Here is a 15782-nt window from a genome sequence, read left to right as displayed (position 1 = left end):
TTGGATCAAATAAAATTTTATGGTTCTGTCAGATACTTACGATGACAACAATTAAAGAACATCCTGTGATCCGTACGGATATGTCATGCGTATTCATATGTAGTTCTGAAATCATAACTGCAAGCGGGCCAGACCCATATGAACAATGTCACTACGGGGAAACTAAACATCGCGGTTGTCGGGTCGGGTATTTCGGGCTTGTCCGCTGCTTGGCTGCTTAGCAAATCACATAATGTGACGCTGTTTGAAAAGGATGACCGTCCCGGCGGGCATTCCAACACAGTCGATGCTGGCGATACCCCGGTTGATACAGGCTTTATTGTTTATAACACCCGTTGTTATCCCAACCTGTGCGCGCTGTTTGATCATCTTGATGTCAAAACCAGTGCAACGGATATGTCCTTTGCCGCTTCGATGGATAAGGGCGGTTTGGAATATGGCGGAAGTGATCTTGCCGCGCTTTTTGCCCAAAAACGCAATATTTTCCGCCCACGGTTTCTAAAGATGGTGCGTGATATTTTGCGGTTCTACCGCGAAGCGCCCGCCGCCCTTGAAGATGGCACGGCCGAACATGTCAGTCTTGGCGACTATCTGCGCGACAATCGATATTCCAAGCCGTTTATAAATGATCATTTACTGCCGATGGGGGCCGCGATCTGGTCAACACCCGTTGATACCATGATGGCCTATCCGTTGGCGGCGTTTGTCCGGTTTTGTCAGAACCATGGACTGCTACAGATCAAGGACCGACCGCAATGGCGCACGGTCGACGGTGGATCACGCGAATATGTAAAACGCATGACGGCAGGTATTTCCGGCGGTGTTGTTTTGGACCGCGCGATCACAAAAGTCGGGCGCAACCCGCAAGGTGGGGCCTATATCGAAGACCGGTATGGCAAGCGTGAGGTGTTTGATCACGTTGTCCTGGCCTGTCACGGTGATCAGGCCTTGGCACTTCAGGAAACGCCAAATAAGCGTGTGGAAGAATTGCTTTCGGCGTTTGAATACGAACGCAACCTAGCGATCCTGCACAATGATCAAAGCCTGATGCCGCAAAATCACAAAGTCTGGTCAAGCTGGAACTATCTGGCCGAAGAACATGACGGTGAACAAAAAGTCTGTGTGACGTACTGGATGAACCGCCTGCAGCATCTTGATGAAAACAAGCCGCTGTTTGTTACGCTTAATCCGCCGCGCCAGCCCAAAGAAGGCAGCGTCATTCGTTCATTCCTGTATGACCATCCACTGTTTGATGCGGATGCCATGGCGGCGCAAAAAGACCTTTGGTCGATTCAGGGGCTGGATAACATTTGGTATTGCGGCAGTTACTTTGGCTATGGCTTCCACGAAGATGGCCTCCAGTCTGGTCTTGCCGTGGCAGAGGCCCTTGGCGGTGTCCGTCGTCCTTGGACTGTCCAGGATGAAAGTGGTCGTATCCATGTGACAGAACGCCTTTCGCAAAATCCAAGTGAGGCAGCATGAGCAAACAGCCTGCCTCAGCCAATTGGGCATCAGCCCTTTATGAAGGGGTGGTTACCCATCATCGCTTGCGCCCGAAAAAGCACAAGCTGCGCTATTCTGTGTTTTCCTTTCTGCTGGATCTTGATGAGATTGACGACCTTGCGGCAAAGCTTCGTCTGTTCAGCCGCAACCGGTTTAACCTGTTTTCCTTTCATGATCGCGATCACGCCGATGGCGGGGCTGTAAATTTACGCACCCGGCTGGAAGCCATTTTGGCCCAGCATGATCTCGGCGATTGTGCGCACAATATTCAATTGCTGTGCTATCCGCGCCTGTTGGGTTTCGTGTTCAACCCGCTGTCTGTGTATTTCTGTTATCGCGCAGACGGGGCAATCGGCGCGGTGCTGTATGAAGTTTCCAACACCTTTGGGGACCGGCACAGCTATCTCATTCCAGTTGGCGATGCGGCGGTCGATGACAAGGGTGTTTTACGCCAGTCCTGTGCGAAGGGACTTTATGTTTCCCCGTTTGTCGACATGGTTGCGGACTATCATTTCTGCATCAAGGTGCCGGGCGACACTGTTGCGGTCACCATCCGCGAAACCGATGAAAACGGCCCATTTTTAAATGCGGCCTTTGTTGGTGGTCGAAACGTGCTTTCGGACCGTAAACTGATAGGAGCCTTCATTCGCTACCCGCTGATGACCTTAAAAGTTGTCGCGGGCATCCATTGGGAAGCACTTCTTCTGTGGCGCAAGGGAATGAAATTCCACAAAAGGCCTGCCCCGCCACGTGAGGCGGTAACTTATGTGCTCGAATCTGGGACTGCAGCGGCCCAAGCAGGAAAGAGATAACAAAAATGCCCGACCGCAATCGTACTGTTTCTGGAACTGCAAATCCCCTGCGTGATCGTCTTGTGCCGATGCTGGGCAGCATGACGGGTAGCCGCAGCCTTTTAAAATCGATGCTACGCCGGGTGCTGTCGCATCTGCATTACGGGCGCCTGACAATTGTGCTGCCCGATGGTGACAATCTGTATGTAACCGGTGAGCGGGAAACCGATCTTCAGGCGGCCATTCATATTCACGACTGGCAGGCCATCCGGAAACTGGCGACCGGCGGTGATGTTGCCTTTGCCGAGGCCTATATGGATGGCAGTTGGAGCAGCCCGGACATTACCCGGATCATGCGCATCGCGATGCTAAACGAAGCCATCGTCAAGGCGCGACTGGCTGGTGGATTTTTGGCCCGGACGATTGCGCGGATCGGTCATCTTCGTAACGCCAATACGCTTGAAGGATCAAAACGAAATATCTCTTATCACTATGATCTGGGGAACGATTTTTACAGCGCGTGGCTTGATCCAAGCATGACCTATTCGTCGGGGTATTATCGCCGCACCAATATGTCTTTGGAATCCGCACAGGCCGCCAAATATCAACGCATTTGCGATTTGGCCGAACTACAACCCGGCGAGAAGGTTCTTGAAGTTGGCTGTGGTTGGGGTGGCTTTGCCGAACTGGCAGCCGGAACCTATCGCTGTAATGTGACCGGGCTTACCTTGTCACAAGAACAGCATGCCTTTGCCCGTCGCCGTTTGCTGATGCAGGGGCTTAATGATCGCACCGATATCGTGTTGCGCGATTATCGCGATCAGGAAGGCCAGTTTGATAAAATCGTTTCGATCGAGATGTTCGAAGCCGTCGGCGAAGAACATTGGCCGACCTATTTCGACATGATCCGCAATCGCCTGAAGCCCGGTGGTAAGGCTGTTTTGCAGATCATCACAATTGATGATGACCGGTTTGAAACCTATCGCAAGGGTGCGGATTTCATCCAGCGCTATATCTTCCCGGGTGGCATGTTGCCATCACCAACCGCTTTGGCCGGTGCCGTGGCAAATGCCGGATTGTATCTGCAGCATTCTGAATTTTTCGGCAAATCCTATGCCCGGACATTGGCAGAATGGCAGCGCCGTTTTCAGCATGGTTGGGATGACATTGCCAAACAGGGCTTTGATCTTCGGTTCAAACGCATGTGGGAATATTATCTGGCCTATTGCGAAATCGGATTTGATCATGGATCAATCGATGTTGGACTGTTCGTGATCGAACATCCCCAAAATGCGAGCGCCTAATTACCCCCCAAACACGACGGTTTTTTACGCCCTTCCGGCAATGGCGGCGGCTGTGCCGACCATTCCGGCCTATGTGTTGTTGCCAAGTTATTATGGTGATGACCTTGGCCTTGGATTGGCGCTGACGGGGGTTGTTCTTTTACTGGTCCGCATGATCGATATGCTGACCGATCCCCTGATCGGCTGGCTGTCTGATAAATCGGGTATGCGCAAAATTTGGATCGGGTTTGGCGCGGTGATTGCCGGGGGCGGGCTTTGGTATTTGTTCACACCGTCCGATCAACCCAGTGCCGGCTACCTTTTTATCTGGGCCAGCGTGTTGTTTCTGGGTTGGACGATGTTTCAGGTGCCTTATCTGGCCTTGGGTGCGGATCTGTCAGGGGATTATCAAAAACGCACATCCTTGACCGCCCTTCGAGAAGGGGCAGGGTTGATCGGGGTTGTTCTTGCCGGGGCTATTCCGGTTTTGATCAATGCCCCGGATCGGGCCGGTGAAATCCGATCCCTTGCCTTGGTCACACTTGTTCTTGGCGCTGTTTTCATAAGCCTTCTGGTCTGGAAAGTTCCAGATCCTGTTGCGCAGCATAAGCGCACAATCGCATCAAACAAAAACACCATCGCCCTAAACGTACGCCTTGGGTGGCGAAGCCTGCGCGACAATCGTTTGTTTGTGCGTTTGCTTTCAGCCTGGATGATCAATGGGTTGGCTGCCGGATTTCCGGCGGTCTGTTTCCCGCTTTTTGTTCGCTACTACCTGCAACTCGATCAGGACACTGAAAATACATTGATCCTTTTGTATTTCGTTGCGGCAATTGTGGCGATCCCGTTGTGGGTGTTCCTGTCTGCGCGGATGGGGAAACACCGGGTCTGGTGTGGTGCCATGCTGATGGCAATCATTGCCTTTTGCTTTGTGCCGTTTTTGGCGGCAGGCGATGCCATGGCCTTTGGGGTCATTTGTCTTGTAACCGGGGCGGCATTGGGCGCGGATCTTGCCCTGCCACCCGCAATTCAGGCCGATGTTGATGACTGGGATCATTACCGGTTTGGCAAAAGACGCACCGCCCTTTTATTCGCCCTTTGGAACATGGCCAACAAGCTTGCCATGGCGCTTGCCGCCGGGATTGCCTTGCCGATTTTGGGGGCCTTTGGCCTGACTGAAACCGGAACGGATAATTCTGCGGCTTTGGTCGTGCTTGTAATGATCTATGCGGTGATCCCCGTCGTATTAAAAGCAGGAGCAATCGGAATGATGTGGCGGTTTCCATTGGATGCCATGCATCAGGTTGCCATTCGTCGGCGCCTGTCACGCCGCACCGTTTGATCTTGGGCATGAAAGCAGGAGCAAGCTGATGCTGCGGAACTTAATCGCGTTGTGTTTTTTGATGGTCTTAACCGGATGTGGGTCGATGAAGCCGCAGGATTTTGCCCAAAAAGAACCCTACTTCGATGTCTTTGATTATTTCGAAGGAAACAGTCGGGCGTGGGGCATATTTGAAGACCGGTTTGGTAAATTGCGTCGGCAGTTTACCGTCGATATCACCGGCACGATCCAGGACGATGTGCTGACCCTTGAAGAAGATTTTATCTATGACGATGGCGAAACGGATCGACGTGTCTGGGTGATCACGAAAACCGGTGAGCACAGCTATGTCGGTCAGGCAGATGATATTGTCGGTAGTGCCGTCGGAAGCCAGTATGGCAACGCACTGAACTGGTCCTATGACATGGACCTTAAGGTTGGTGACGGGACTTGGCGGGTTGGCTTTAACGACTGGATGTTCCTGCAGCCTGATGGTGTTTTGGTCAATCGTGCACGGGTGAAAAAATGGGGCTTTGAAATTGGTGAAGTGACCCTGTTCTTCACAAAGTCCCCACGCGTCGCGCAAGCCGCCGAATAATCCAACCCAACACGGGTAATTTGCCATAAAAGTTTTGCCCGGCATCCCAATGATCAATATGGGATGTCAGCAAACCGCCATCTTCGGTGAATGTCACTGCGGACATTCCTGTAAATTTCCAATGTCCGATGACCTTGACCTTGGCGCTGAACTTCCAGCGCAGAAACCCCATATCGCCATCAATCGCACGGTGCGTGACAATAAATCGGGGATTTTCCGTATCGCTAAAGGCCTTGGCAAGATAGGCGCAAACGTCGCTTGGCCCATGCAATGTCGTAAACGGATCCTGAAACGCGAAATCATCACTCACCATTGAAGATAACTGATCGACTGTTTCGGGTGATAGCGTTTCAAAATAAGTGGCGTATGCAGCAAGCAAACTCTGCTGCCTGTCGATAATTTCGTTCATGCTCTCACCAATTTGCGCATCAGTTTGAAATAAAGCCCATAGGGCAAAATACGCGTCAGTTTTAACTGCCGGACAAAGGGCGGTGGAAAGGCAATCTCGAACCCGTTATTTCCGCATAAATTCCGGTACATGAAACCGGCCGCCTCATCGGGGGTAAGTAAATAGGGCATGGCAAAATCGTTCTTGTCGGTCAGTCTGGTTTTAACGAACCCCGGATTAATCACGCGCAGCAAAACACCACTATCGGTTAATTCCGTATGCAGCGTTTCACACAGATTAATCAAAGCGGCCTTGGTCGGGCCATAGGCCGCCGCGTTGGGCAGGCCACGATACCCCGCGACCGAGGCAACAACGGCAATTTCACCCGATTTACGCGCGCGCATTTTGGCCAGTAACGGTTCCAGACAATTCACAATACCCATGTAATTGGTATCCATGTGACTGCGGATGGTTTCAGCCGAAAACCCGGCAACCTTCATCGGTGAATAGATACCGGCAGCCAAAACCACCAAGTCAGGCAGGCCAAATTGATCTTCAATGCTAGTTATGGCCATTTTAACCGCATTTGGATCGGTCACATTGACAGCAACAGGGGTGATTCCGGGCATTTCATCTGCGAAAGCACGCAATTTATCGGCATTTCGGGCAGAAATGATGATTTTTTGATTGGGTGATGTCGGGTTTTCGTGAAATTTCTGTGCCAATGCTGCGCCGATCCCGGCGGATGCACCGACGATCCAGATGGTTTCGAATTGCTTTTTCATCCGCGATCCTCAAATGCTGTTTGGGCCGTACAATTCATGTAGCGATAGGTGATTTCTGATCCATCACGCGCCTTGAATTGCAACCCGACCCAACGGCCATCGCGATCATACCATGCATTGGTTTGCAGTTCGCCATCATAGGTAAACTGGGTCGCACGAAGCTCCCCGTTCGTTGTGCTGAGCATTGCACTGGGTTTGGCTGTGATATCAACATCGTTGGGCTTGCCCGTAATGGTATTGAGAACCGACGTGCTGCCCAGAACCCCGCAATGCCAATGATCTGTTGGAAAGATGCCAGACGGTAATGTTTCCTCGCCGTCCGGGCCGCTTACCAGAAGCCCGCTTTGATCGCGCGCGGCCTCTACGTTCGACATTTCGCCGTCGTCATCAACCTTCACTGAAAGGGCGCTAAGTTCCCCGTCTCGCCACAGGCTTTCAGACCGATAGCGAAAGCTATAGGCGTTAAAGCCAAAGAAACTGATATCGATGGCAGTTTGGGCAATTACCTGAAGTCCATCACGGCCACGGTTAAATTGCACAATGTGGCGACCAACTGGCGCATCGTTACGCCGAATTTGAAACTGCAAGATGGACCCGTATCGGCTAATCGGGTCAAACGTTTGGCAGGTTGCGGGGTCGGCAAACCCAACAGCCAATGTCGATAGGTCACGCTGATCAGTATTCGGGATCACAGGGTCGTTTTGGTTCACCGGGGATGCATGGGCGCCACCAGTCAACAGCGGTACGTTAACAACCATTGAAACAAGCAATGTGACTGCAAAGAGTAGAGGGCGAACCGGCATTCTCGAAGGCATCATGATCCTGAATGTCCCTATTGCGTTTGGACCGATTGAATAAGTGATGATTTCTTCTTGTTACGTAAGCCACACATTCATGGATCAAACGTCATGATCATTGCCGCCACCAGCCTGATGGGGTAAAGCAGGGGCATATATGAAAGGCCACGCCATGCTTCACCCAATTGCCGAAGACCTCATTGCGCATGTATTGCACCGTGATTCCAACATCATCGTGCTGAACAAGCCGCCCGGATTGGCATCGCACGGCGGGCCGAAAACCTATTTCCATGTTGATGCGTATTTGCCGGATTTGAAATTCGGCATTCAGCCCGAACCAACATTGGCCCATCGACTGGACCGCGACACGGCAGGGTGCCTGCTTTTGTGTCGTCATCCGAAATCGTCCAAGAAAATCACCCGCCTGTTTACCGAAAAGAAAATCGGTAAATCCTATTGGGCGGTGGTGCGCGGTGCGATGGCAGATGACCATGGTTTCATCGACGAGCCGATTGGCAAGACCAATGATGAAAGTGGCTGGCGCATGCTGGTCCACGAAGATGGTCAGCCGTCAAAGACCGAATATAAGGTGCTGGGTCGCGGTAAGGATGCCGATGGTCAGGACATCACCTGGCTGGAACTTGTGCCCCATACCGGGAGGACCCATCAGCTGCGTGTGCATCTGGATCATGTCGGTCATCCGGTGATTGGTGATCCGTTTTATGGTCGGGCAGACGGGGTGCCGATCTTTGGCGCACCACCGACCTTGATGCTGCTATCCCGTCAGATCATTGTTCCGTTCCACGAAGAACGTGATCCCGTGATTGTCGATGCCCCGCCGCCAGAATTGATGCGTGCCGGTTTGGAAGCCTGTGGCTTTGATGGTGAATACGCCGCCCATGCAGTATCAATTGATGCTCAGTACACCGGCGATGACAGCGACGCTGAAGGCGGAGAGTAACGTTTCCAGCGTGATGATCGATGCCATGGCATCGGGATCGCCGTTCAATTGCCGTGCAAGAATATAGGCATTTCCGGCACACGGCATACCGGCATAGAAAACTCCCATCGCCAACACCATGCCATCGATCCCGGCAAGATGCAGGCAGATGCCCGTGATCACGGGCAGTACCGCCAGCTTGATCGTTGTCGCAAGGGCGATGGCACCCAAGGCCTGTTTATCAAGGATAAAGCGAAGCCCCGCCCCGACCGATAGCAAGCTTAGCGGCAAGGCAGCCGTTTTAAACAGTGCGGCTGTATTTTCGATCGTCAGGGGCACGTGAATGTTGCTTACATTCAAAACCGCCCCCGCCCCGGCGGCAATGATGATCGGGTTTTTGACAACGCCGCCAATGATGCGTTTGGCGTTGCTTTTTCCTCTGCTAAACGCACTTAAAACCACGACACCCAGCAAGTTGGTGGCAATCACCATCACCGCAATAAAGACAATGGCAAGGGCAAGTCCCTCTGCCCCGTAAAGTGCATCGGCAACCGCCAGCAGGACGTAACTGTTATAGCGGACGGATCCTTGGAATATTGACGTGAACAGCGGCGTGTTCTGCGTGATCACGGGGCGTAGTAAAAGCAATACCCCAGATAATCCAAGTGTGGCGGCAAGGGTGATGCCAACGGCCGTTCCGGCATGCCCGCTTGAAAAATCGGCGCGGTAAATCTCGACAATCAAAAGCGATGGCAACAGCAGATAATAGGTCAGCCGATCTATCCCGGCCCAGATATCTGCACCCGTGATCAAATACCGTTTAAGCGCTGCCCCGACAAGGATTGCAGCAAAGATCGGAAAGATTGCAGCGATCAGCTCATAGGCAAGTTGCATGGCGGATGGGGCTCTTGGTGGGGCGGTGACAGATAAAGGTTACGCAAGTGATGTCGTGGGTTTTCTAGACCTTGCGATTGTTATAATCGGCAAAGACCTGTTCGGGTGAATGATCGCGATATTGTTCGCAGATTTCCTCGAACCTTGGATTGCTGATGAGAAGATCCGCCGTGCTTTGATTACACGCAATTGGTACTTCATACAGATTGGCCAACCGGATCAGTGCCCGCACATCAACATCATGGGGATGGGGCGTCATGGGATCGGTGAAAAAGAACATGGCTTGAAGTTGGCGATGCGCAATCATTGACCCAAGCTGTTGATCACCACCAAACGGGCCACTTTTCAACGGATTGATATCAAATGCGGGAAACCGTTCCTGCAACACGCGCCCGGTGGTGCCGGTGGCAAAGATGCGGGTTTTGGCAAAGCTGTCTTTGTGCTTTTCCAACCAGTCGGCCATTTCGCGTTTACGACGGTCATGGGCAACCACGCCGATGGATAAGGTCATGTTCGATCTCCGGGCGTTTAATCGTGATTGATCATCCTAATCCCGAAGGTATCAGCAGGTCACGCGCCAAAAGTACGACAATTTCGCAAAGCGGCCTTGTCTGAATGACTTAACCCAAATATCGGGGCGGGTTTGGCTACAAAATATCGCCATTTGAAAAACAAAACGGCCGCCCCAAATGGAGCGGCCGTTTGCCGATCAGACAATAGTCTGATGAATCACATGTGGATCGCGCGTTTGTCTGCATCCATCGCAGCTTCTTTGACGGATTCGCCAAGTGCCGGATGGGCGTGACAGGTACGTGCAATGTCTTCGGCAGAAGCGCCATATTCCATCGCCAGAACCACTTCGGCAATCAGATCGCCAGCAGCCGGACCGACAATATGCGCGCCGACAACGCGGTGCGTTTTCTTGTCTTCAAGGATTTTGACGAACCCTTCGGTGCTTTCCATTGCTTTGGCGCGGCCATTGGCGGTGAAGGGGAATTTGCCGACTTTATAGTCAACGCCTTCTTCCTTCAGCTGCTCTTCGGTTTTGCCAACAGCAGCAACTTCTGGCCAGGTGTAAACAACACCCGGGACCTTGCCGTAATCGACATGGCCTTCTTCGCCAGCAATCATTTCTGCCAGTGCAACGCCGTCTTCCTCAGCCTTATGGGCCAGCATCGGACCGACGATGGTATCGCCAATCGCAAAGATGCCGCCAACATTGGTCTGGAAATGTTCATCGGTTTTGACACGACCGCGTTCGTCGAGTTCAACACCAACTTTATCCAGGCCAAGGCCGGTAAGATAAGGACGACGACCGATGGCAACCAGAACCACGTCTGCTTTGATTTCCTGTGCATCGCCGCCTTTGGACGGTTCAACAGTCAGGGTCACACCAGACTTGGTGGTTTTTGCCGCAGTGACTTTATGGCCGAGTTTGAAGTCCAGACCCTGTTTGGCAAAGATGCGCTGGGTCTGTTTGACCAGATCGCCATCCATGCCCGGCAGAATGCGGTCAAGGAATTCAACAACCGTGACTTCAGAGCCAAGGCGACGCCAGACCGAACCAAGTTCAAGGCCGATCACGCCCGCACCAATGACAACCATCTTCTTTGGCACTTTCGGAAGAACCAGTGCGCCGGTCGAGGAGACGATATTTTTCTCGTCAATCTCGACACCCGGCAGCGGGGTGACTTCCGAACCCGTCGCGATGACGATGTTCTTGGTGGTCAGGGTTTCTTCGCCGCCATCAAGAAGGGCAACCTTGACCGAGGTCGGCGAGATGATCTCGCCAGCACCTTTGACATAGGTAACCTTGTTCTTTTTGAACAGGAATTCGATCCCTTTGACGTTGGAATCAACAACCTTGTCCTTGCGGGCCATCATCTTATCAAGATTGACCTTCGGCTTGGAAATTTCGATACCGTGGGTATCGAAATGCTCGGACGCCTCTTCGAACAGGTGTGATGAATGCAGCAAAGCCTTGGACGGAATGCAGCCTACATTGAGGCAGGTACCGCCAAGTGCGCCACGTTTTTCAACGCAGGCAACTTTAAGGCCAAGCTGTGCGGCGCGGATGGCGCAAACATAACCGCCAGGACCGCCACCGATCACGACAATGTCGTAGTTCTCACTCATGAGTTCTGTGATCCTTTTGTCTGATCAGATGTCGAGCAGGATGCGTTCTGGATCCTCGATGCATTCCTTGACACGTACCAGGAAGGAAACGGCTTCACGGCCGTCAATGATACGGTGGTCATAGGACAGGGCCAGATACATCATCGGACGAATTTCGACTTTGCCGTCGATTGCGACCGGGCGCATCTGGGTTTTATGCATGCCGAGGATACCGGACTGCGGTGCGTTCAGGATCGGGGATGACAGAAGCGAACCAAAGACACCACCATTCGAGATGGTAAAGGAGCCGCCGGTCATTTCGTCCATGCCGAGTTTTCCGTCACGTGCACGCTTGCCGAAATCAACAATGGTGCTTTCCAGATCAGCAAAGTTCTTTTCTTCTGCCGAACGGATAACCGGAACAACCAGACCCTGCGGGGTACCGACAGCAACGCCGATATCGCAGTAGTTTTTGTAGATGAAGCTGGTGCCGTCGATTTCGGCATTAACTGCCGGCCATTCTTTCAGCGCCGTGGTGCAGGCTTTGATGAAGAAGGACATGAAGCCAAGCTTCACACCGTGTTTCTTCTCGAAACCGTCTTTGTATTTGTTACGGCAAGCCAGAAGGTTGGTCATGTCCACTTCGTTATAAGTGGTCAGCATGGCCGCAGTGTTCTGAGCTTCTTTCAAACGGCGCGCAATGGTCTGGCGCAGTTTGGACATTTTGACACGCTCTTCACCGTCGCGCAGAGCACGTTCAGGTTTCGGAGCCGCCGGGGCACTTGCAACCGGTGCGGCTGCACGCGGTGCCGGTTTGCCACCAGCAAGATAATCCATAACGTCACCCTTGGTCAGACGACCGTCTTTGCCGGTTGCCGGGATGGCGGCCGGGTCAAGATTGTTGTCTTCGACCAGTTTGCGTACTGCCGGTGGCAGCGGGTGATCGGTGTTGGCTGCAGTTGCAGTGGCCGGTGCGGCAGCAGGTGCCGGCGCCGCTGCAGGAGCTGCTTTCTCTTCTTTGGCCGGTGCGGCTTCTGCTTTTTCTTCTGCCGGAGCAGCAGCAGCGCCAGCGGCACCTTCGTTGATCATGGCGATCAGGGCGCCAACTTCAACTTCGTCGCCTTCGGCCGCAACCAGCTCAGCAATCGCGCCGGCAACCGGTGCGTTCACTTCGACGGTTACTTTGTCGGTTTCAAGTTCGACAATCGGTTCGTCGGCAGCAACAGCATCACCAACTTTTTTGTACCATTTTGCCACTGTGGCTTCGGATACAGACTCGCCCAGCGTGGGAACTTTAACTTCAGTCGCCATTTTTTCCTCGACCGTTTTTTCAATCAGGCAGTGTGGGTCTGCCGTGATGCGAATGAATTCTAAATGAACGTAACGAACGGGCGATTTCTCGCCCGTTCGGGAAAGCTATTTGACGCTAAGTGCCGCATCGACCAATTCGGCCTGTTCACGCAAGTGGGCCTTCAGAAGACCCGTTGCCGGCGAAGCGGATGCTGCGCGACCGACATAGACGGGACGACCCGTCTTGTGTTTGATGCTGGAAAGCACGGCTTCGATACGACGATCGACAAAGTACCAGGAACCCATGTTTTCGGATTCTTCCTGACACCAGACAACATCAGCATTCGGATATTTCGCCAGTTCGGTTGCCAGTTCTTTTTCCGGCCACGGATAAAGCTGTTCAACACGGACAAGTGCAACATCGTCAATGCCACGGTTTTCACGTTCGGCGAGAAGATCGTAATAGACCTTACCCGACGACAGAACGACGCGTTTGACTTTTTTGTCATCGGTCAGCTTGCCAGCTTCGCTGATCACAGGAAGGAATGTCGTGCCTGCACTGAATTCGGACAGGGACGACACACACTGCTTGTGACGCAGAAGCGATTTCGGCGTCATCAGGATCAGCGGTTTACGGAACGAGCGACGAATCTGACGGCGCAGTATGTGGTAATAGTTTGCAGGGGTCGTGACGTTGGCCACCTGCATGTTGTTTTCACCACAAAGCTGCAGGTAACGTTCCAGACGCGCAGAACTATGTTCCGGGCCCTGGCCTTCGTAACCGTGCGGCAGAAGCATCACCAGACCCGACATGCGCAGCCATTTGGCTTCGCCCGAGCTGATGAACTGGTCAATGATGACCTGTGCACCGTTGGCAAAATCACCGAATTGAGCTTCCCAAAGAACCAAGGAGTGCGGTTCTGCAAGGGTGATGCCGTATTCAAAGCCAAGAACACCTGCTTCGGACAGTGGCGAGTTGAGAACTTCAAGCTCGGCCTGACCGGTACGGATGTTGTTGAGCGGGGTGTATTTTGCTTCGTTGGTCTGATCGATCAGTTTGGCATGACGCTGCGAGAAGGTCCCGCGTTGGCAATCCTGACCGGACAAACGAACCGGCGTTCCTTCGCACATCAGGGTACCAAATGCCATGGCTTCAGCCGTCGCCCAGTCGAAACCTTCGCCGGTTTCAAACATCTTGGCTTTGGCCTTCAACTGACGAAGGATCTTTTTGTTGATGTTGTAATCGCTTGGCGGGGTGGACAAAGCGCGTCCGACTTCGGCAAGCAGATCAGCTTCAACACCGGTTTCACCGGTCCAGTCAGCATCTTCACCATGCGATGAAGCAAGGCCCGACCATTTACCTTCAAGCCAGTCAGCTTTGTTCGGACGGTAGTTTTCTGACGCCTTGAATTCTTCATCAAGGTAGTTCTGGAATGACTTGTCCAGTTCCTTGATGCGTTCTTCGGTCAGAAGACCTTCCTTGATCAGCTGCTGCGCATAAATGTCTTTGGTGGTCGGATGTTTGCCGATCACGTCATACATTTTTGGCTGGGTGAATGCCGGTTCGTCGCTTTCATTGTGGCCAAAGCGGCGATAGCAGAACATGTCGATGACAACGTCCTGTTTGAATTCCTGACGGAATTCAGTCGCAATACGCGCGGCATGGACCACAGCTTCGGGATCATCCCCATTGACGTGCAGGATGGGTGCCTGAACGACTTTGGCAATGTCCGAGCAATAGGGCGACGAACGTGAATCGGTTGGTTTGGTCGTGAAACCGATCTGGTTGTTGACGACAAAGTGGATCGTACCGCCGGTACGATAGCCTTTGAGGTGCGACAGATCGAAGGTTTCTGCGACAAGACCCTGACCGGCAAAGGCCGCATCACCGTGCAGGAGGATACCCATAACCTGCTCGCGATTGGTGTCTTTGCGTTGCGCCTGTTTGGCGCGGACCTTACCGAGAACAACAGTGTTAACCGCCTCAAGGTGTGACGGGTTCGCCGTCAGCGAGAGGTGAACAACATTGCCGTCAAATTCGCGGTCGGCAGATGTGCCAAGGTGATATTTAACATCGCCCGAGCCCATCACATCTTCCGGCTTGGACGGGTTGCCCATGAATTCCGAGAAGATTGCCTGGAAAGGTTTGTTCAGAACGTTGGCAAGAACGTTCAAGCGGCCACGGTGCGGCATGCCGAACACAACCTCGCGGATGCCAAGTTGGCTCCCACGTTTGAGGATCTGTTCCATTGCCGGCATCAGGGCTTCGCCACCATCGATCCCGAAACGTTTGGTCCCGACATATTTGGTGTGCAGATAGTTTTCGAAACCTTCGGCTTCGACGAGGCGTTCAAGGATCGCTTCTTTGCCGCGTGCCGTAAACTGCGTCTGGTTGCCGATGCTTTCGATACGCTGTTGAATCCATGACTTCTGTTCAGGTTCCTGAATGTGCATGAATTCAATACCGATCGAGCCGCAATAGGTTTTGCGGGCAAGCGATACAATCTGGCGGATGGTCGCGGTTTCAAGGCCAAGAACATTGGCGATGTGAATCGGACGGTCCAGATCGTTTTCGGTAAAGCCGTAAGTTTTCGGATCAAGTTCCGGATGCGGATCGCGCGGAGCGATACCAAGCGGATCAAGATTGGCTTCCAGATGTCCACGCACACGATAGGATCGGATCAACATCAATGCGCGAATGGAATCATTGGTCGCAGCACGGATGACATCAGAATTTACCTGATTACCCGAAGATGCCGCATGAGCTGCCGGCGCGTAACCCATCTGGGTCGGGCGTTCGGCATGCCCTTGTGAGACGTCGTATCCCTCCATGCCGCCGACGACCTTGGTTTCCCGCGGCTGCCAGCTAGGCCCACGCATTTCTGCGAGGAGATCGGAGGCGTCGTCCTGCAACCCGTCAAAAAACTCTGCCCAGCTCTGGTCAACCGCAGACGGGTTTTCCACATACCGGGCGTAGAGTTCAGCGATGTAGGTTGCGTTCGACTCGTTCAGAATCGTGTCGAGATCTTGAGGTTTCATTTGTGGTCTTGGAAGGCATGGTCCCCAAGAAGGACCAC

14 protein-coding genes are annotated in these 15782 nt (G+C 52.9%); 6 read left to right on the top strand and 8 right to left on the bottom strand.

Going from position 1 to position 15782, the window contains the following annotated elements:
• Positions 1-138: 138 nt before the first annotated feature.
• From ACQ0MK_RS15485 to ACQ0MK_RS15465, 5 genes are read left to right on the top strand one after another with little or no spacing between them, the layout of a single operon-like run.
• Complete coding sequence (locus tag ACQ0MK_RS15485) at positions 139-1482, top strand: NAD(P)/FAD-dependent oxidoreductase (RefSeq protein WP_430473367.1); 1344 nt, start codon at positions 139-141, stop codon at positions 1480-1482.
• Positions 1479-2315, top strand: coding sequence for a DUF1365 domain-containing protein (locus tag ACQ0MK_RS15480; RefSeq protein WP_430473366.1), 837 nt, complete (start codon positions 1479-1481; stop codon positions 2313-2315). The genes ACQ0MK_RS15485 and ACQ0MK_RS15480 overlap by 4 nt, the downstream gene beginning before the upstream one ends.
• A 5-nt stretch (positions 2316-2320) precedes the next feature.
• Positions 2321-3598 (top strand): class I SAM-dependent methyltransferase, encoded by a 1278-nt coding sequence (locus tag ACQ0MK_RS15475; protein WP_430473365.1) that lies wholly within the window; start codon positions 2321-2323, stop codon positions 3596-3598.
• Positions 3585-4919, top strand: a complete 1335-nt coding sequence (locus ACQ0MK_RS15470) for an MFS transporter (RefSeq protein ID WP_430473364.1) — start codon at positions 3585-3587, stop codon at positions 4917-4919. Before ACQ0MK_RS15475 ends, ACQ0MK_RS15470 begins: the two co-directional genes overlap by 14 nt.
• Positions 4920-4947: 28 nt before the next feature.
• Positions 4948-5496, top strand: coding sequence for a DUF3833 domain-containing protein (locus ACQ0MK_RS15465; protein WP_430473363.1), 549 nt, complete (start codon positions 4948-4950; stop codon positions 5494-5496).
• Here ACQ0MK_RS15465 and ACQ0MK_RS15460 read toward each other — a convergent pair.
• Genes ACQ0MK_RS15460 through ACQ0MK_RS15450 form a run of 3 tightly spaced genes read right to left on the bottom strand, consistent with a single transcriptional unit; the run spans position 5459 to position 7256 of the window.
• Complete coding sequence (locus ACQ0MK_RS15460) at positions 5459-5905, bottom strand: nuclear transport factor 2 family protein (RefSeq protein WP_430473362.1); 447 nt, start codon at positions 5903-5905, stop codon at positions 5459-5461. The genes ACQ0MK_RS15465 and ACQ0MK_RS15460 overlap by 38 nt on opposite strands.
• Positions 5902-6669, bottom strand: coding sequence for an SDR family NAD(P)-dependent oxidoreductase (locus tag ACQ0MK_RS15455; protein WP_430473361.1), 768 nt, complete (start codon positions 6667-6669; stop codon positions 5902-5904). Before ACQ0MK_RS15455 ends, ACQ0MK_RS15460 begins: the two co-directional genes overlap by 4 nt.
• Entirely contained in the window at positions 6666-7256 is a 591-nt protein-coding gene (locus ACQ0MK_RS15450) for a DUF6134 family protein (RefSeq protein ID WP_430473360.1), read from the bottom strand. Before ACQ0MK_RS15450 ends, ACQ0MK_RS15455 begins: the two co-directional genes overlap by 4 nt.
• Before the next feature lie 382 nt (positions 7257-7638).
• Between ACQ0MK_RS15450 and ACQ0MK_RS15445 the strand changes: the two genes are divergently transcribed.
• Positions 7639-8427: an RluA family pseudouridine synthase gene (locus tag ACQ0MK_RS15445; protein WP_430473359.1), complete on the top strand. Its 789-nt coding sequence runs from the start codon at positions 7639-7641 to the stop codon at positions 8425-8427.
• On the opposite strand, the gene ACQ0MK_RS15440 is transcribed toward ACQ0MK_RS15445, so the two are convergent.
• From ACQ0MK_RS15440 to ACQ0MK_RS15420, 5 genes are all read right to left on the bottom strand, one after another.
• Complete coding sequence (locus ACQ0MK_RS15440) at positions 8374-9300, bottom strand: AEC family transporter (protein WP_430473358.1); 927 nt, start codon at positions 9298-9300, stop codon at positions 8374-8376. The two genes, ACQ0MK_RS15445 and ACQ0MK_RS15440, sit on opposite strands and share 54 nt — an antisense overlap.
• A 64-nt stretch (positions 9301-9364) precedes the next feature.
• Positions 9365-9811 (bottom strand): methylglyoxal synthase, encoded by a 447-nt coding sequence (locus ACQ0MK_RS15435; RefSeq protein WP_350048160.1) that lies wholly within the window; start codon positions 9809-9811, stop codon positions 9365-9367.
• A gap of 218 nt (positions 9812-10029) precedes the next feature.
• A complete protein-coding gene (gene lpdA / locus ACQ0MK_RS15430; RefSeq protein ID WP_430473357.1) occupies positions 10030-11436 on the bottom strand; it encodes a dihydrolipoyl dehydrogenase in 1407 nt (468 codons plus the stop codon).
• 24 nt (positions 11437-11460) lie between these two features.
• Complete coding sequence (odhB, locus tag ACQ0MK_RS15425; protein ID WP_430473356.1) at positions 11461-12726, bottom strand: 2-oxoglutarate dehydrogenase complex dihydrolipoyllysine-residue succinyltransferase; 1266 nt, start codon at positions 12724-12726, stop codon at positions 11461-11463.
• 105 nt (positions 12727-12831) lie between these two features.
• Positions 12832-15744 (bottom strand): 2-oxoglutarate dehydrogenase E1 component, encoded by a 2913-nt coding sequence (locus ACQ0MK_RS15420; RefSeq protein ID WP_430473355.1) that lies wholly within the window; start codon positions 15742-15744, stop codon positions 12832-12834.
• Between the last annotated feature and the right edge of the window lie 38 nt (positions 15745-15782).

Source organism: Thalassospira lucentensis (genome assembly GCF_050516545.1).
GTDB classification, from domain to species: domain Bacteria; phylum Pseudomonadota; class Alphaproteobacteria; order Rhodospirillales; family Thalassospiraceae; genus Thalassospira; species Thalassospira lucentensis_C.
Note: the sequence above shows the minus strand (reverse complement) of the source record. Positions and strands in the feature narration are given on the sequence as shown.